The following is a 16,394-nucleotide window of genomic DNA, read 5'->3' as shown; positions in this document are numbered from 1 at the left end:
CATGGTATCGGTGCTGGCAGCGCGTCCTCTCGTGGTTTCCTCCGAGCAGCGGGAGGAGTTACAGCGAATGGCCCGCTCGTCGTCGCTTCCGTATAGGACTGTGACTCAGGCGAAGGCGTTGCTGTTGGCCGCTGATGGCGTATCGGTCTATGAGACGGCCCGGCGGGTCAAGGTGGCCTCGAACTCGGTGCGGTCTTGGAGGCGTCGTTTCGAGACCGAGGGCGTTGCAGGTGTTGGCAGGATCGCCGAAGGCCGCGGTCGGCGTTCGTGGGTGGCAGCGGAGGTGGAAGACGCGGTGGTGCATGACACCTTGCACGTGCGTCCCGATGACGAGTCCACGCATTGGACCACTCGCTTGATGGCTGATCGTCACGGGATCGGCAAGGACACGGTCGCTCGTATCTGGCAAAAGCATGACCTCAAGCCGTGGAGGGTCGACAGCTTCAAGGTCTCCAATGACCCTGACTTCGAGACCAAACTGGTCGATGTCGTCGGGTTGTACCTGGACCCCCCGGCGCGCGCGGCAGTGTTCAGCTTCGACGAGAAAACCCAGGTGCAGGCACTGGATCGAACCCAACCGTCGCTGCCGATGAAGCGAGGCCGGGCGGGCACGATGACCCACGACTACAAGCGCAATGGCACCACGGACTTGTTCGCAGCGATGAACGTGGCCACCGGAGAGGTCCTCTACGACACCCGCAAACGCCATACAGCCAAGGACGTCCTGGCCTTCTTCAAGTTGATCGACCTGCATGTCCCCAAGGACTTGGAGATCCACGTCGTGTTGGACAACCTGTCGGCTCACAAAGCACCACCGGTCGCCGAGTGGCTCGCCCATCCCCGCCGAGCCCGTTGGCATCTTCATTTCACACCGACAAGCTCGAGCTGGCTCAACCTCGTAGAGGGCTGGTTCTCAATCCTCACCAAGCGGCGCCTCGAGCGCGGCGTGTTCAACTCCGTTGACTCTCTAATCGAAGCCATCGAGACCTGGGCCGAGCACTGGAACCACGACCCCAAACCCTTCGTCTGGACCAAAACTGCCGAAGCCATCCTCGCCAAAGCACGACGGGCACGAGCCACTCTCAATGCTTCAGCTACCACCGCGACGCACCACTAGCTGATGGTTCACCGGGCGAAGAAACACTGATGGCGCCCTCGCGGGCGCCATCAGCGGAGCGGCCCGAGCGGCGGATCTCGGTACCGCTCTCCTGGAGCAGGTGGCGGGTTCCCACTCCAGGTGCCTCACCATATCCCTGGGTCCTGAAACCCGAGCGTGCAGGTCTATGGCTTTCACACCCAATCGAGCCTCTTGACTTAGCCGGCGAACTCTACATGAACACCGTCAGGCACGGTAACTGTGCGGGACCGATCGGCCAGATTTGTTCCAACGTTGAGGAGGGCGGAGCGGACCCAAAGGTCCTGTGCATGCAGGGGTGGAGTAGGCGATACTCGTTGCATGTCCAGCACTCTCGGATTGGCCAGCGGCCCCGGCGCGGGAACCATCGCCGGAATCGTCATCGCTGTGGTGATAGTCGCGGGCCTGATCCTTGCCCGCTCGGTGTTCATCGTCGTACCCGAGTACCAGCGGGCAGTTCTCTTCCGGTTTGGGCGGGTTCTGGGCAGGCCTCGCGGCCCGGGTCTGGTCATCCGGATCCCCTTGATGGATCGCGTCGTCAAGGTGAACCTCCGTGTGGAGGTAGTGGACATTCCCTCCCAAGCGGTCATAACCCAGGACAACGTGACGATCCAGGTCGACGCCGTGGTGTACTTCCAAGTGATCGAACCGGTACGGGCGGTGATCGGCGTCGACAACTTCCGGTTCGCCAGCCAGCGGATCGCGATGACGAGCCTGCGCTCGATCATCGGCCGCTACGAGCTCGACAGCCTTCTCGCCCACCGGGAGGACGTGAACAGCGAGCTGCGCGCCACCATCGCGCGCAGCACCACCGAGTGGGGGGTGGAGGTGCGCCAGGTCGAGGTTCGGGACATCAACCTGCCGGCGGAACTCCTGCGGGCCATGGCCAAGCAGGCAGAGGCTGAGCGAGAGCGGCGCGCCAAGGTCATCGCCGCGACCGGTGAGCTTCAGGCCAGCACCGAGCTCGCCGAGGCCGCGGACAAGCTGACCGCCAGCCCGGGAGCACTTCAGCTTCGGACTCTTCAGACCCTCGCCGAGGTCGCCGCGGAGAAGAACTCCACCCTGGTCTTCCCGATTCCGGTCGAGTTGCTGTCGATGTTCCAGAGGGACGGGGCGGCCTGAAGAGGTTGGCGCCCCCAATCGCGCGAACCTCGTTAGGCACTCGGGGCGGGGTCAGCGCCGGCGCTGGAAGTTCTCGAAGTAGCGGCTCGGAGTCGGGCCGCGCTGGCCCTTGTACTTCGAGCCGACCTGGCTCGACCCGTAGGGATGCTCCGCTGGGGTGGTCATCTGCAGGAAGCTGATCTGACCGATCTTCATCCCGGGGTAGAGGGTGATCGGCAGGTTGGCCACGTTGGAAAGCTCGAGCGTGAGGTATCCATCCCAGCCGGCGTCGACGAACCCCGCTGTCGAGTGGATCAGCAGCCCCAGCCGGCCGAGGCTGCTCTTGCCCTCCAGGCGGGCCACCAAGTCATCTGGCAGCGCGACACGCTCTGCCGTCGAACCAAGAACGAACTCACCGGGATGGAGGATGAAGGCGTCGTCCTCTTCGATCTCGACCAGCTCGGTGAGCTCCTCCTGGTCCTCCCTGACATCGATCACACGCATCGTGTGATTGCGGAAGACCCGAAAGAAGCGGTCGAGCCGAAGATCTACCGACGACGGTTGGATGCAGGCAGGATCGAGGGGGTCGATCACGATCCGGCGGGACTCGAGCAACTCGCGGATGGTCCGGTCGGACAAGATCACGACGGGCACGGTAGCCGAGGTGCCGGGCGGGGTCTGGCGCGTGGGACCTCCTGGGGATGGGCTCAACCCGGTAGCTCAGGACCGGAGCAGCCCGGCCACCTTGGTGACGGTGTTCCAGTTGCGCGTGGTCACCGGAGTGCCGAGCACCTTGTCGAAGTTGACCTTGAACAGCGGCGAACGGCTGATCCCTGAAGGGCACCACATATAGAGGTGTGATCCGACCACCCGCACAAGGTCGTCTCCCACCGACAGCACCTCCGCGGCCTTGGAAGCGGCGGCCGCCGGCGCGTCCCGCAGGAACCCGACCAGGTGCCTGGCGGGATCACTAGCCAGGGCGGCGAGAGGATCGTCCGCCATCGCCCGTTCGATCTCCTCGACAGACCGGAGAACGACCACCGGCCGGAACCCGAACTTCGACTCGATCGCACCCTCGATGCGGGAAGCCAGCGAGGCCCGTTCCGCGGCCTTGCACCCGAAGACGGCGTTGCCGCTCTGCAGGTGTGTCCGTACGTCCGTGAGGCCAAGATCTTCGAGCAGGCCGCGTAGGGTCGCCATCTCGACCATCTGGTTGCCGCCGACATTGATGCCCTTCACGAAGGCTGCGACTCGGTACGTCACAGCGTCACGTTCGCACATTCCCGCCTGTCGCAGGCCGGGCGACGGCTTAGGGCGGTCGGGTAGTCTGGCCGGCGCTGCGAGCGTAGTTCAGAGGCAGAACATCAGCTTCCCAAGCTGAGAACGCGGGTTCGATTCCCGTCGCTCGCTCTCGGTAGATCGGCTGGTGGTACTGGATTTTCGGCGTCCGATCGAGCCCTGTCAGAGTGGGCTTCGGCGCCATCATCCCGCATCCATCCCGCATCACCCTGAGAGACCGCTGGCTCGTCGATGCGTCCAGGAGCCTCGTCCATGCGTTGCGCCGCCTCGATCACCGTCTGCAGAGCGTCGGCGATGACGCTGTCCCTGCGCTCCGCCGCATGTTGGTACCGCTGTGCCGCCGCGGGTGAGGCGTGACCGAGGCGTGCCATGACCTCGCGCATCGTTGCTCCCTGCTGGGCGGCCAAGGTTCCAGCGGCATGTCGGAGGTCGTGAAGGTGCAGTCCCTTCTGCTTGGTGACCTTCATCGCCTTAGCCCATTCCGTGTAGAAGGTCGCCCGGCGAAGACCTTCGGAGAGCGGACCGGTGAACACGGGCGAACGCGGATCGGGCCCCGTGTATCTGTCGAGATGAACCCCCAAGGCGTCGGCGACAGCTCTGGGGAGTGCGACTCTGCGTATCCCAGCGGCTGTCTTGGGCGGTGTCACGAGTCGGTCGCCGTTCTTGAGTTCGACGACCTGCTCCTGCACTCGGACGGTGGACTTGGCAAGGTCTATGTCGTAGCGGCGCAAGCCGAGCAGCTCGCCAAGGCGCAGTCCCCCAAAACCTGCCAGAAGGATCAGGGCGCGATACCGCTCGTCGATCGCTGAGGCGATCTGGAGCACGATCTCCGCGTCAACGAACGGGCGCTCCGCCGACCGTTCCTGGCCGGCACCACGGATCTTGCAAGGGTTGGAGATGATCCGCTCGTCTTCAACCGCTGTGTTGAGGATGGTTCGGAGCAGCCGGTATGCCTTGGCAGCCTGGGATGGCGTGACGTTGTCGGCGGTGTCGCCGTGCCAAGCTCTGATCTCAGTCACGCGGAGCTCTCCGATGGGGCGATCTCCCAGTGTTGGGAGTATCAACCGATCAAGCATGTACCTGTACAACTCCTGGGTGCGTGGTGCGAGCGGGCTTCCGTCCATTCGGCGTCGTGACGGGAGCCAGCCGTGGGCATACTCAGCGACGGTGATCTCGGCTCGCTTGGGGTCGAACGCGACGCCGGTGAGCTCCTGACGTTCGATCTCCCGCTTGAAGGTCACCGCGTCGGCGGAGCGCCGGAAGGTCCGCTGACGGTCCTTACCGGCTACGCGCCAGCGCACGTCGTAGCGGGGCTCGCCGGAGACCGTGCTGCGCTTCGTGATGTGAGCCATGGACGCTGTCCTTTGCTCTAGGTGGTGAAGGCCGCGTTCGGCGAGGCCACGATGGTACCGGCCTCCTCCGACGGCGATCCGCGCAGCTGCTCGATGAAGGCGTGCATGGCGTCGAGGGGTATCCGTCGGCTGCCACCGAGGAGAACCGACTCGAGCTGTCCGGATGCCATCAGGGCGTAGATCTTCGACCTCCCGATCCCCAGCGCCTTGGCGGCCTCCTCCGGTTTGTACAGGAGCTTCTCAATAGGTGCGGCTGTCATATCGGGCTCCTTTCGGCCTGCAGGAGTTGGAGCGCCCAGGGCGTCGAGTGCCACGGGGTGAGCGGAAGCCAGGACGGGTAGGCGGCGCGCAGCAGCAGGGCCTGCCCGGCGCGCCCTTGGGCGATCACGTTCTCGGGAAGCAGCGGCAGCGGCCGGGTGCTCATCGTCTGCTGGGTGCCGAGCCGGCCGCGGCTGGTCGAGTACTGCGGCCGGTCGACCTTCCCGGCGAGGGTGGTGACTGTGTCGAGTGTGACCGGGTCCGCGACACCAGGCAGCATCAGAGTGGTCGCGAACAGGGTGAGGAACCCGTCTGCCCGGGAGCCCCAGCGGTGGCGGGCCTGGGAGAGGTCCTGCAGGCAGGCGAGTACGAGCAGACCCTGGGCCCCGGCGTCGGCGACGATGCCCGGCAGGTTCGGCAGCGGGGCGATGGTGGCGACTTCGTCGAGCGCCCACAGCATCGGCGGCCAACGGTTGGGCCGACCGAGGGTGTGATGGCGTATCTGGTCGAGCAGCGCGCACACCACGGGGGCGTGCTGGTGGGCCCGGGTCGCGGGCGCGACGAGATGGACTGTGTCGCCGGAGCGCACGAAGGCCTCCGGGTCGAAGTTCGGGTGGCACGCCGCGTCGAGGGTCGCGGTGGACCGGTAGGCGGCGAGGATCCCGTCCGCGGTGGACCAGATGCCAGACAACTCACGGCTGTCCGTGTTGGCGATGCCTGCGAGAAGGTCGTGCGCGACCGCCGAGGCCGAGTTGACCGACAGCAGGTCGGTCGCGTCCCACGCCTCGCGCCTGTGGACCCACTCCATCACTTGGTCGAGCTTGCGGCCATTGATCGCCGCGGCGTGCAGCAGCGGGGCGAGCAGCGCGGATGCCCGTTCGGTCCAGTGCTCGGAGTCGCCGGTCGCGTTCGGTCGCGCAGACGCGGTGAGCATCCATGCACGGTCGATCGCCGTGTCCCAGTCGGCGCACCCCTGCAGCGGCGACCAGCGCAGCCGCTCGACGCCGTCTGGCAACGGAGTGGTCCCGGTAGGATCCCAGAGCCAAACCTTCCCTGTCCTGGATCGGTGCCGTGTGGTCACCCGGAGGATGTCCGCCTTGGTGGAGGTGACCACGGCAGGCCCGGGCCACAGCGCGACGGCCGGGACGACGACGGCCGTGGTCTTGCCCGATCGTGGAGGCCCGATGACCAGAGCGGCGTGCTCGTAGCCGGAGAACACCGGGTCGCGGGCTCCGAACCCGAGGTAGATGCCGGCGAACCCGTGGGGCCACACGGGTTGGGTGGACCAGCGGTCCTTGACGTCTTCGATGAGACGGGTGATTGAGTTCACGGTTTCCTCCTTGCTTGTTTCGGTCAACGGCTGAGGCCGAGGTCTGTTTCGAGCGTTTGCTCGAGGTGCCGCTCGGTCTGGCGTACGAGCGCTTCGGCGTGCTCGTAGGCGCGGGTCTGCTCGAGTTGGGTCTCGCGGCCGAACTGGGTGGCCCCGTCGAGTCGGTTGGTTTCGGGTCGGGGGCCGAGGCAGTCCGGACCGGTGATCCCGTAGCGGTCGCGGTAGGCGTCGATGGCGGTGGCCGCCGCGGCCCACATCTCCCGTTCTCTTCCTGCGGGCGGCGGCGGGCCGAGTCGGTCGACGAGGTGCTGCCCTGGGTCGGCGAGCGCTGCGTCGCGGATCGCGGTGAGGGTTTCCCGGTCTGGGGGGAGCTGGCCGATTTGGTCTATGGCGAGCGTCTGCGCGGCGGAGCGCGACAGGCTCGCGGTCAGTTGGGCGTGAGGGTCGACCCTGGGGTGCCATCCGACCTGTGGTGGCGCGACGTGGTACAGGTCGGTCTGATCGGTGGCGCGCGAGAGGCTGGTGTAGCCGGCCTCGCGGTAGAGGCGGTCCGAGCCGAGCACGAAGGCCCGCCCGACAGTCACGCCTTGCGCCTTGTGGGCGGTGAGCGCGTAACCGTGGGTCAGATGGCCGGCGTCGATGTACTCGCCGGTGATGGTGACCTCGCGCCCGTCCGTGGTTCTGGCCGTGATGCTCCGGTTCCCGACGTCGACACCGGTCACCTGGGCACGGGTGCCGTTGGTGACACCGAGGCGCCGGTCGTTGCGGAGGGTCAGGATCTCGTCGCCTGCCGCGAAGCGTTTGGTGTTCGCCGCCTCGAGCTCTGGGCCGCGGAGCTGCCCGACAGCTTCGAGTTTCGAACGGGCACGCGCGTTGAGCTCGTCGACGTCGACCTGGTGCAGGGCGATCATCGCGGTGCGGTCGCGCTGACCGGGGTTGCGGGTCGCCCACCAGTCGTCGACGAGCCGCGTCCGTGCTTCTTCGGCGGTGGCGGCCAGTGTGATACGTCCGTGCTCGCGGTAGACCGAGACGGCTTTGCCGACATCGCCGTGGCGAAGCTGGGCGAGGGCCTCGCGTTCCCAGGTGTTCACCTGCCGGCGGTTCTCGGTTAGCTCCACGCCGCTGCGTACTGCCAGAGCGGCGAACGCGCCGCCGGCTTCTATTTCCGGTAGCTGCCTCGGGTCGCCGACGAGAACCAGCGTGCAGTGATAGCGCTCCGCGGCGACGGCGAGCGCAGCGAGCTTGCGTGTGCCCACCATGCCGGCCTCATCAACCACAAGTACGCCGTCGCGCGGCAGCGCCGCTTGGGAACCGGGGCGTCCAAGGTCGGAGAGCAGCTGGTCCACAGTCGTGGATGGGATGCCGGTGCCTGCTTGCAGTCCGGCCGCGGTTCTCGCGGCGAGAGCGGCGCCGACGACGGTGATACCGGAGGCGGTCCACGCCTGGCGGCACGCGTCGAGAGCGAACGTCTTGCCCGTCCCGGCCCGTCCGACCACGACGAGGACGCCGTCGCCGGCGGAGCAAAGGTGGCGGACCATGCGCTGCTGTTCAGCGGAGAGCGTGGGCCGAGCGGTGATGGCGCGCTCGACCTTCGCGGGCTCGCAGATGGCCCGGCTGTTTGCTTGGGCGCGTTCCGCCGCGTCGAGGAGCCTCGCCTCGAGTTCGACGACCTCGACGGTGCTGTAGATCGGACCGGCGAAGCGGTGCTCCGTGCCGAGGTTGATGATCTGCTCGGTGGTAAGGACCGCGTTAGTAGCGGTGGCGACGTCTGACGGTCTCAGCCCGGTGATCGAGTCCTGGGCAACAGCCTGGATCACCTCTCGGCGGTCGAAGTGCGAGCGGTGGGCCGTGAGCCCGTCAGGGGCGGTGAGCCTCCTGGCAAGGTCGTCCGGTTGAGCGGGGTGGAGCTGTCGAGGTGCCTGGTCGATGGCACATTCGAGGTGCTGTGGTCGCAGGCCTGCTTCGGTCGCGCGTTCCCACCAGGCGACGCGCTGGACGCTGGGGTCCAGTCCTTCCGGCTTGGCGCCTCGGGTGGCGAGGGTCGCGATCTGTGCCGAGCGTGCCGTGGCCTGGCCGCGCTCTGCGAGGGCGGCTTCGATCTCGGCTCGCCGTGTGGAGAACGCCTCGAGCGCCCTCTCGGGGACGCCGCGGATCTCTGCCATGCCGTTGACGGGCGTTTGCCATGCGACACCAAGTCGTTCCGTCAATTCGGCGCGTAGTGCTGCCTGGTAGACGTAGCCGGCTGTCTTCGCCCAGGCGAACAGGCGCCGGCCGTAGATCCCGCGCCATAGCCCGTCGGCGCCCTTCGCCCGGTTGAACACGAGGAGATGCGTGTGGAGCTGCGGATCCCCGGCTCGGCTCGTACGGTGCTCGAACGCCGCCGCGACCGCTCCCTGGGTGGCGATCTGGCGGGTGCCGCCGTGGCCGCGTCTGCCGGCGAGGACGCCTTCGTCTTCGATGAAACGCAAAGTCGCCTGGACCGCGGCAAGGTGAGCCTGCGCGAACTCGTGGCGGGTGCCCGGCTCGGCGAGCTCTGCCATCAGCGACACGCTCTTGGGGGCGGAGAACGTCAGATCGAACGCGGCGACCTTGCCGACCGTGACCCCGAGCGGGTCTTCGGTGATCGGATGTCGACCACCGGCGAGGGCGTCCACCTGCCCGGGTCGGACTTCGCCGGCGAGGCCCAGATCGGCGGCACCGGCACCGATCCAGCGCCCCGGTTCGGCACGTGCGTAGTAGTCGTCGACACCGGAACCGACGGTCTGCATGTAGTAGCCCACCCCACCGGAGGCGACGATCCCGACCGACAACATCTCAGATCACCTTCATCGCATCGAAGGCGGGCGAGTGCCTTGCCGCGCCAAAGGCACGCAGACGCCGGGCCCTCCACGTCTGAGCCGAGCAGCCGGCCTCCCGAGCCGCCTCGTTGGGAGACCACCCACACACGTCGGCCCAGATGGCGGCGGCCTCGTCGCGCCTGAGGGTCGCCGTCGAGAGTGCGACGGCGAGGCAGCTGACGATCGTCGCGAGGGGGTTTGTAGCGAGCTGCGTTGTCGCCGTTGCGTATTCGTGGAGTGCTCCGGTCCTAGCGGCGCGGGAGCGATCGGTTCGGCGCCGCCCGTGTGTGCGGTGCCATGCCGTACGCACCACGAGGTCGGCTCGCAGCGTGGGGAGCCGGCGGAGCGTGTCGAGGGTTTCGGTCAGCAGGTCGGCCTCGGCGTCGGTGACCTCCTCGGCGGGCATTCCGGCGCGACGCCAGCGAGTGGTGATCGACGACAGCCGCGGGGCGAGGCCGGCGAGCGCGGCGAGGGTGGCGACGGGGTCGGTCGGGCGGGACGCGAGAGCGGCGAGGACGGTGTCGGCCAGCGCGTGCTCGCGCACCGCGAGCACGGCCGCTGCCGGTGTGGCGAACCGGGACAGGACCCGATCGGCCGACCAGGCATGGGGGCTACCTCGCCGGGCTTCGCGCGTCTCGGGCCAGACGCACAGGATGGCGACCGGAGATGGTTGACGGGATGACATGGGGCCAACGATCAACCCCTGACCTTGACGGGAACCTTGACCGAGACCTTGACTCGGAAGAATTTCTTGGGCGGCCCCTTCCGACGCGAAATCGCAGGTCAGGGGGCAGAACGATCCACCCAGTCAAGGATTCCGTCAAGGTCGCGCTCTGGAATTTTCGCGACATGCCCACGGTCCTCAGGCTTTCGAGTGGGCTCCGCGGAGCGGCCCAACGGTACGGGTCAGCGTCCGCTCGCCGCCGAAGCGGACCCCGCGACGATGCACCGAACCGATCCGAGCGGTCCCGCCTTGGCGGGTTACGCGGAAGCTGCAAGACGGACTGTCTCGGTGAGGTCGTTACTGACGGCGCCCCTCTGCCAGGCCATGTGCCGAAGATCCCTGGTGGGGTCGGACCGGTGCTCAACCAAGACGCCGATCTACCTGTTGGATCTCTGGTGGGCTCGCGACAGCTACTGGATCGCACCCGCCTTCTTGCATCTCTACGAACTCAGCGCTTGCAGCCGGGCCGGGTAGCAAGCCTCCCCCCTCGAGGGGGGAGGCGCGCTAGTCAGGGGGGTGACCCCCGGGCTCCCACATCCGGTGTCCGCTCAAGTTCGAGTTGGACGCGCAGAGGGGGTTTCGGGCGGTGCGGCCGACCCGGATTCACCATGGTGAGAGTGTGTGACCAGGCAGGTCTAGCGTCGGCAGCCATGGGGGTGTGGGGCGCCGAGGCTGTTTGCGACTAGATCGGTCGGCCGGTTCCTGAGAACCGCGACGGCCAGCGGCTTGCGGGGCGTGACGGCCAGGACGATAGGTTGCCGGCTTTCGTGTTCGACGAGGTGAGCAAGCCGGCGGCGGACGTCATCTCTGCGCGCTCGCCCGCCGTCGATCGGGAGGGCTGACTTCGATTCTCGGATGCTAGGCACCACTGCCCGCGATTACGGACAGACTTCCTGCTCGACCTACTTGACAATCGTCAAGTTTCCTAACCGTCGATCTGGCGCTGGAACGCCACGGATCGGCGTGTCGCGTGACCGCTAACAGATGAGACGTTCTGGCGTCTCCGAGTGCCTAGGCGTACGCGTCAACGGCGGAGAGCGCCCACACGCGATCTCCTGTGATCTGAGCTACCGACGGTTGGTTCGATCTATCGGACCCCGATATCTGATAGAGCAACCCACCGTTGACATACCTCGCGGAGAAGTCGCCGCCTGGTCCCTGCTCCCAACACACTGAGCGCCCCTTGGGAGTGATGACCTCACTCGCCCTCCCGCTACATGCGCCCAGGTCCGAACCTACGATTTGACCAGGCCCGTAGACTCCGAATCCGACGGTTGGATCAGGACCGTTGCGGTAGAAGATTTTGCCTACGAACCCGTCCTTCTCGGCCTTGGGCGCCGTGAACCCGCCGTAGAACGACATGCCCGCAAGATGCGGAATCAAGACAGTGCGGCCCACTACGCGGGACATCGCCCTCTGGCAGTCACTGGCCGATGAGCATGCTACGACCCCATTCGCGGGCTTAGCGCCGCCACACGCGACAAGCACGACACCGGCCACCAGGGCGAGGGCAGACGAAAGGACTCCCCGTCGAAGGGGAGCGGTTGGAGCCGCCATAGAGGGTTCCTCGGCCCGATTAGCGCCCGGCTTGAGGCGGCACGTAGCACCCCGAATGACCCATCCCGCGTCTCGCCGCCCGCTTCTCGCCGGTCTAGCGATGCGCCGATATTCGGCGATCAGGCAACCTCCGTTGTATCTGCCCCTGGCTTTCAGGCGACGCCAGAACGCTCAGCTTCTGCCCGGGTGTCGGGTGCGTTTGGCCAGCGACCAGAAGCCGACACACACGAGGCCGAGGACCGAGACGGGTGCTCCAATGATGATCGCGCCTTCCACGATGGCGAAGGCGACCGTCGGGGGATAGCTCAGCCCCCGGACAAGCCCGAGGATCGCACCACTCACGACGCCGGCGAGACCGCAAACTGCCAGGATGCGCCATGGCATCGGCGGAAGGCTCACGTATCCATTCTCACCCCTGTGCCGGGCCGATGCGAGCTACCTCTCGGACCTCGCAGGATGGGGTCCAGGGAGTCGAAGGGGTGCATAACAGCAGCGCTTCTGATGTCGGGCGGGTACCCGATGGTGAGCTCGTACTCGGCATCGATCAGGGCGCTCAGTCAGAGTTGGCCGGTCGGTCACGATCCCCCTGCATGACCAAGCGAGCCGGGCTAGCCGCTTGATGTGGAGGCGTCCCCTTTGCCCTGCTATGGCATTCTCGTTACGTGGCCCTCGTCGCCTACTCAGCGCTGGTGGGAGTTGTCGTCAGTATCGCGGTCATCTACTGGGGCCTTCGGGGTTCGCGGCGGACCCGTCCGGGCCAGATCGTCAAACGGTTGAGGGCCTCCGGCGGTCCGGTCACACTTCAGATTCGGGCTCTGGGGACCACCTGGAAGCCGTCGCCGAGTGGACGTTCCGACCGTCTCTTCGGTTCGGCCCGCGCGGTGTACACCCTCGACGAGACCGGAAGCGTGCACCTCGCCTGGCAAGGAACACGGGGAGCGGAGCAGCATTTCGTTGGCGCTATACCTGAGAGTGCGCTTGCAGATGCACCGAAGAGCCCGCAGCGGAGACTGCTGCGACGGTTGATCGTCGGATACGTCGTCTTCCTCGCGGTCGCCTTCGTTCTCGGCTACTCACTGGCGGGTGGGTCCATCGCGAAGAGACTGATCGTCGCAGTCGCGTCCCTATTTGGTGCGATGCTGCTTGTCTCCATAGCCACGACCGTCATTCGGGTTGCTATCTCGGTCAGGTCCGTCGTTCGAGACCAGACCAAGGCGTCTTAGGCGCTCATTGTGTCCATCTGAAACCGGAACCAGGTTCCCGTAACGGTCCAGCGGACAACGGGACAACGGGACCGGGAGGCGCGCCAGATCAGCAGCGCATTTGGTTACGGGCGAGCCACACCCGGCCGCCCGTGATTCGGCATGGAGTGTCGATCTCGCGTGTCCGCCCCGTGGGAGAGTGCACCTTCGGGGAGCGCAGATCGCCGTCGTGCTCTTGCACGAGATGCACGATGGATCACCCGTATATCCAGCGTTACGCGCTGCCCAGCAGGCTCCTCACTCTCGGGCCCCCGTCGGCAGGGAACCACCCAGAGGTGGCGAAACGTCCAGGTGGAATGACCCGTGGCAACCTCACCAGAGCCCAGCGCCACCGCCGCTTCGGAATCGGGGTCGTCGCCGCGGCCCTGGTCCTGACCGCAGGTGGCTGCGCAGCGTCCCACAAGGCGTACCCGGAACACGCACCAGAGCTCTCAGCCTGGCTGTATCTCGATTCGACGCAGGTGCGATCCGGCACACCCATCAAGGGCACGCTCGTCGTCACCAACTCCACGCACCACAACGTCGGCACGCCTCCGGGCTGCGCTATCAGCTACCAGGTCGTCCTGACCAACACGAGCTACCACCCGATGGTGGTGTGGCCGGCCGTCTGCGCCTACAGCAGACGAAGCGCCATCTCGTTCCATCCAGGGGACACCAAGATTGCGATCACTGTCCAAACCACGTACTTGGCCTGCTCCCCACAGCAAACACCAGGATCGGACGTACCCACGTGCGGACAGGGCGGACAGGTACCGCCTCTACCGCCTGGCATCTACTACACCGAGCTCGTTAGCACGGGGAACTTCCCCCCCGCACCCCCGCCCGACCAGGTCACCTTGCTCAGCGCGAGCTGACACAGAACGTGGGCGCCATCTCGTTAGGACCGGCCTGGAACGGTGGTGTCGTCCTAGCGTCGGGGTCTCAACTGTGGGGCTCGGGCCCCTCGAGTCCCACCGACTCGGGGAGGTAATCCATGCAGGACGAATCATCCATGGCTGTGGTTGTCTACGACCCAGCATTGAGCAACGCCGAGCAGCTCGCTCTGGCTGGTTTCCTGGCCGGATATCGAGGTATGACCCGTGACGCCTACGCGCTGGATCTGCGCCAGTTCGTGGTGTGGTGTGACCAGCACAACCTGGCGTTGTTTTCGATCCGCCGGGCCGACATCGAGTGCTACGCCCGCAACCTGGAAGAGAAGGGCCGGGCGCGGGCGACCGTCGCGAGGCGGTTGTGTACCGTCACCGGCTTCTACCGCTACGCCGAGGAGGAGGGGCTCATTCCTCTGTCCCCGGCGGTGCACGTGCGTCGACCCCGGCTGGATTACGAGTCTCATGCGATCGGATTGGACCGCAACGAAGTCGGCGCCCTGCTAGTAGCAGCAGGGTTGGGTCCCGCCGCGGAGCACGCCTTGATCTCCCTGTTGGCGCTCAACGGTCTGCGCGTCTCCGAGGCCACTGGGGCGAACATCGAGACCCTGGGCCTCGAACGAGGGCACCGGACGCTCACGATCCTGCGCAAGGGAGGCAAGATCGTCACGATTCCGCTCGCACCGCGGACTGCCAGGGCGGTCGACCTGGCTATAGGTGAGCGCAGCGAAGGGCCGATCTTCACTGCCGCGACTGGGGCTCGATTGGACCGCCACGGCGCAGCCCGGATCGTCCGGCGAGTTGCCCGCAGGGCCGGGATCACGAAGCCGATCGGGCCGCATACCCTACGACATGCGTTCATCACCGCCGCGCTTGACGCCGGCGTGCCGCTTCGGGATGTCCAAGAGGCCGCATCTCATGCGGATCCCAGGACGACAATGCGCTACGACCGAGCCAGAGTCTCGCTGGACCGTCACGCCACTTACATCGTCTCAACGTTCATCGCAGGTGCCAGCCGATAGAACAGTGGCGTTCTGGGCGCCGTCAGAACCGACGGCGCCCTCCGGCGAGCCGACGAGATCGCCGAGTCGGGCGCGATGGTTGACGCGACAACCGAACTAGATGTGCTGAAGTTCTGGGCGCGTCGGCCCCGGTCGTCAGCGTCCCGGCTCGGGTGGTATGTCGAAGTACAGCACGGGGCTTTCCCCTTGAACTGGCTCGAACCACCCCTGGGCGACGCTGTCAAGGATTTCAACCTTCACCGCTGGCAGCCGCGTATCAGAATCGCCGGGCCACGGTCGGCGAATCCGCCTGACAACGTAGTCCTGGAGGTTGTGGAGGAACATCCTGAGGGTGATTTCAACCCGCTCCATTCGCGGCCGGGCGCCTGAACGCCCCTTCTGAGCCGGACACTGATCCAGCATGCCCGATCGCTCGAGCCGAGCGATGCCGAATACGTTCGGCCGGCCGCGGCGCGGCGAGTCTCTCTCTCTGGTGGCTTCCGGGGGCGGTTATGTGCGCCGGACGACGACGCCAGCCCTTTGGTGCTTGGAGGAGTTGCCACGCCCGGTGTTGCACTTCGCCCACGCGTGAAACCGCGGTAGCGGGACGCGCGGTCGGGGACCTCCGCTTTGTATTCAGCGCTGGCTCGAAGGTCGGCTGAATGAAGGGCCACGCCTTCAGTCGGTGTCGCCATCCTCGAACCCGATGAGCCAGTGGAGACCGTACCGGTCGATTACCTGGCCGTCAGATGCTCCCCAGGGTCGCGTCTGCAAGTCATCCACAACCCGGCCTTCTTCGGAGAGCTTGGAGAACCAGTCCCGCAGAGTCGGGGCGTCAGCGGCGCCTAGTAGGGAGAACATCATTCCCTCGCACCGGAACGGGGCTTCGCTGCTGGCCACGTCGGAGGCAAAGAGGGCGACTGGGCCCTGCGTGAGACCACCGTGTGCGATGGCCTCAGCTGGCCCATCGGTTCGGTTGAACTCCTCGAACGTGTGCAGTTGTACGGAGCAGCCGAACACGTCACCGTAGAAGGTCAGTACCTCCCGAGCGTTGCCGCGAAAGTGTAGGTAAGGCGTTGGAGGCGTCGGTCCTGTCATTGTGCAACCCTCTTTGTCTGTCGGATCCTTCCACCGTGTAGACGGACTAACTCGGCCTTGCTCATCGCCCCGTCGACGATGCCGAACCCTGTCCTAAAACACGCAGGACCTCGAGGACGGCGCGTTGTCACCGACCGATGGCTGGGGGGCGATATGCGTCCCCACCGGGTCGCGCCTGGCGACGGGGGAGGCCGAGCCTCCCTGCCGACTACGCGCCGAAGGCGGAATCTCCCCATCGGGACCTGGGAAGCGCGCGATGGAACATTCGGGCCTAGCCTTCGTGCTCGTGATCGCCCCCTCGACCGCTGCGGTCGGACCCTTCCCGCCGTGGCCAGTCTGGGTCGTCGCAGTGGTGCTCGCCTCCGGCTACGCGTACTTCCAGTCGTGGAGGCGTCGAAGGTAACTTCGGGAGACGCATGGAGACGGCCCAGGTCGCCGATTCGGCATCTGTCAAGTGGGTGTCTGATCGGCGAGCTTGTGAAGAGCGGCTCGATGTTCTGCGCTAGCGGTACACGTCTCGGCGGTGCCCGAGGGTGACGACCACGATGAGGAGCACGTCGTCGTGGATCGTGTA

Annotated in this window: 15 protein-coding genes and 1 tRNA gene; 8 read left to right on the top strand and 8 right to left on the bottom strand. The window is 66.3% G+C overall.

The genetic code is table 11. From position 1 onward, the window contains the following. Nucleotide 1 precedes the first annotated feature (1 nt). Both VNF71_12575 and VNF71_12570 read left to right on the top strand, forming a co-directional pair. The gene (locus VNF71_12575) at nucleotides 2-1,117 is read left to right on the top strand and encodes an IS630 family transposase (GenBank protein HVA75387.1); all 1,116 of its coding nucleotides are present in this window, start codon (nucleotides 2-4) and stop codon (nucleotides 1,115-1,117) included. Nucleotides 1,118-1,456: 339 nt separating this feature from the next. Continuing rightward, on the top strand, nucleotides 1,457-2,257 hold the full coding sequence (locus VNF71_12570) for a slipin family protein (protein HVA75386.1): 801 nt from the start codon (nucleotides 1,457-1,459) through the stop codon (nucleotides 2,255-2,257). 51 nt (nucleotides 2,258-2,308) lie between these two features. Here the strand turns inward: VNF71_12570 and dcd are convergent, their stop codons facing one another. Together dcd and VNF71_12560 are read right to left on the bottom strand one after the other, a co-directional pair. Continuing rightward, nucleotides 2,309-2,881, bottom strand: coding sequence for a dCTP deaminase (gene dcd / locus VNF71_12565; GenBank protein HVA75385.1), 573 nt, complete (start codon nucleotides 2,879-2,881; stop codon nucleotides 2,309-2,311). 75 nt (nucleotides 2,882-2,956) lie between these two features. Continuing rightward, nucleotides 2,957-3,499, bottom strand: a complete 543-nt coding sequence (locus VNF71_12560; GenBank protein ID HVA75384.1) for a DUF1697 domain-containing protein — start codon at nucleotides 3,497-3,499, stop codon at nucleotides 2,957-2,959. A 76-nt stretch (nucleotides 3,500-3,575) separates the two neighbouring features. Here VNF71_12560 and VNF71_12555 point away from each other — a divergent pair. From VNF71_12555 to VNF71_12545, 3 genes are all read left to right on the top strand, one after another. Continuing rightward, nucleotides 3,576-3,646 (top strand) — tRNA-Gly (locus VNF71_12555). A gap of 308 nt (nucleotides 3,647-3,954) precedes the next feature. Next, complete coding sequence (locus VNF71_12550) at nucleotides 3,955-4,344, top strand: hypothetical protein (GenBank protein ID HVA75383.1); 390 nt, start codon at nucleotides 3,955-3,957, stop codon at nucleotides 4,342-4,344. 339 nt (nucleotides 4,345-4,683) lie between these two features. Then, nucleotides 4,684-4,908, top strand: coding sequence for a hypothetical protein (locus tag VNF71_12545; GenBank protein ID HVA75382.1), 225 nt, complete (start codon nucleotides 4,684-4,686; stop codon nucleotides 4,906-4,908). Here VNF71_12545 and VNF71_12540 read toward each other — a convergent pair. From VNF71_12540 to VNF71_12520, 5 genes are all read right to left on the bottom strand, one after another. Beyond that, nucleotides 4,905-5,147: a helix-turn-helix domain-containing protein gene (locus tag VNF71_12540; protein ID HVA75381.1), complete on the bottom strand. Its 243-nt coding sequence runs from the start codon at nucleotides 5,145-5,147 to the stop codon at nucleotides 4,905-4,907. The genes VNF71_12545 and VNF71_12540 overlap by 4 nt on opposite strands. Further along, a complete protein-coding gene (locus VNF71_12535; protein HVA75380.1) occupies nucleotides 5,144-6,475 on the bottom strand; it encodes a type IV secretory system conjugative DNA transfer family protein in 1,332 nt (443 codons plus the stop codon). Before VNF71_12535 ends, VNF71_12540 begins: the two co-directional genes overlap by 4 nt. A 23-nt stretch (nucleotides 6,476-6,498) precedes the next feature. Beyond that, nucleotides 6,499-9,288: a MobF family relaxase gene (gene mobF, locus VNF71_12530; protein ID HVA75379.1), complete on the bottom strand. Its 2,790-nt coding sequence runs from the start codon at nucleotides 9,286-9,288 to the stop codon at nucleotides 6,499-6,501. A gap of 1 nt (nucleotide 9,289) precedes the next feature. Further along, on the bottom strand, nucleotides 9,290-9,997 hold the full coding sequence (locus VNF71_12525) for a hypothetical protein (GenBank protein HVA75378.1): 708 nt from the start codon (nucleotides 9,995-9,997) through the stop codon (nucleotides 9,290-9,292). A 1,767-nt stretch (nucleotides 9,998-11,764) separates the two neighbouring features. After that, on the bottom strand, nucleotides 11,765-11,977 hold the full coding sequence (locus VNF71_12520) for a hypothetical protein (GenBank protein HVA75377.1): 213 nt from the start codon (nucleotides 11,975-11,977) through the stop codon (nucleotides 11,765-11,767). 278 nt (nucleotides 11,978-12,255) lie between these two features. Between VNF71_12520 and VNF71_12515 the strand changes: the two genes are divergently transcribed. The 3 genes from VNF71_12515 to VNF71_12505 all read left to right on the top strand — a co-directional run bounded on the left by VNF71_12515 (nucleotide 12,256) and on the right by VNF71_12505 (nucleotide 14,743). Further along, nucleotides 12,256-12,816 (top strand): hypothetical protein, encoded by a 561-nt coding sequence (locus tag VNF71_12515; protein HVA75376.1) that lies wholly within the window; start codon nucleotides 12,256-12,258, stop codon nucleotides 12,814-12,816. A 335-nt stretch (nucleotides 12,817-13,151) separates the two neighbouring features. Next, nucleotides 13,152-13,709: a hypothetical protein gene (locus VNF71_12510; protein HVA75375.1), complete on the top strand. Its 558-nt coding sequence runs from the start codon at nucleotides 13,152-13,154 to the stop codon at nucleotides 13,707-13,709. A gap of 137 nt (nucleotides 13,710-13,846) precedes the next feature. Beyond that, nucleotides 13,847-14,743: a tyrosine-type recombinase/integrase gene (locus VNF71_12505; GenBank protein ID HVA75374.1), complete on the top strand. Its 897-nt coding sequence runs from the start codon at nucleotides 13,847-13,849 to the stop codon at nucleotides 14,741-14,743. Between the two features lie 657 nt (nucleotides 14,744-15,400). Here VNF71_12505 and VNF71_12500 read toward each other — a convergent pair. After that, the gene (locus VNF71_12500) at nucleotides 15,401-15,820 is read right to left on the bottom strand and encodes a VOC family protein (GenBank protein HVA75373.1); all 420 of its coding nucleotides are present in this window, start codon (nucleotides 15,818-15,820) and stop codon (nucleotides 15,401-15,403) included. Between the last annotated feature and the right edge of the window lie 574 nt (nucleotides 15,821-16,394).

The organism is Acidimicrobiales bacterium (assembly GCA_035533095.1).
GTDB lineage: Bacteria > Actinomycetota > Acidimicrobiia > Acidimicrobiales > Palsa-688 > DATLUM01.
The sequence above is the reverse complement of the archived record's forward strand: the minus strand, read 5'-3'. Positions and strand labels throughout refer to the sequence as shown.

Bases quoted from the DNA above. Each gene is read 5' to 3' on its own strand.
- VNF71_12550 (HVA75383.1), top strand. From the start codon at position 3,955: ATGTCGGAGGTCGTGAAGGTGCAGTCCCTTCTGCTTGGTGACCTTCAT.
- VNF71_12505 (HVA75374.1), top strand. From the start codon at position 13,847: ATGGCTGTGGTTGTCTACGACCCAGCATTGAGCAACGCCGAGCAGCTC.
- VNF71_12540 (HVA75381.1), bottom strand. From the start codon at position 5,147: ATGACAGCCGCACCTATTGAGAAGCTCCTGTACAAACCGGAGGAGGCC.
- VNF71_12510 (HVA75375.1), top strand. From the start codon at position 13,152: ATGACCCGTGGCAACCTCACCAGAGCCCAGCGCCACCGCCGCTTCGGA.
- mobF (HVA75379.1), bottom strand. From the start codon at position 9,288: ATGTTGTCGGTCGGGATCGTCGCCTCCGGTGGGGTGGGCTACTACATG.
- VNF71_12520 (HVA75377.1), bottom strand. From the start codon at position 11,977: ATGCCATGGCGCATCCTGGCAGTTTGCGGTCTCGCCGGCGTCGTGAGT.
- VNF71_12525 (HVA75378.1), bottom strand. From the start codon at position 9,997: ATGTCATCCCGTCAACCATCTCCGGTCGCCATCCTGTGCGTCTGGCCC.
- VNF71_12575 (HVA75387.1), top strand. From the start codon at position 2: ATGGTATCGGTGCTGGCAGCGCGTCCTCTCGTGGTTTCCTCCGAGCAG.
- VNF71_12570 (HVA75386.1), top strand. From the start codon at position 1,457: ATGTCCAGCACTCTCGGATTGGCCAGCGGCCCCGGCGCGGGAACCATC.
- VNF71_12500 (HVA75373.1), bottom strand. From the start codon at position 15,820: ATGACAGGACCGACGCCTCCAACGCCTTACCTACACTTTCGCGGCAAC.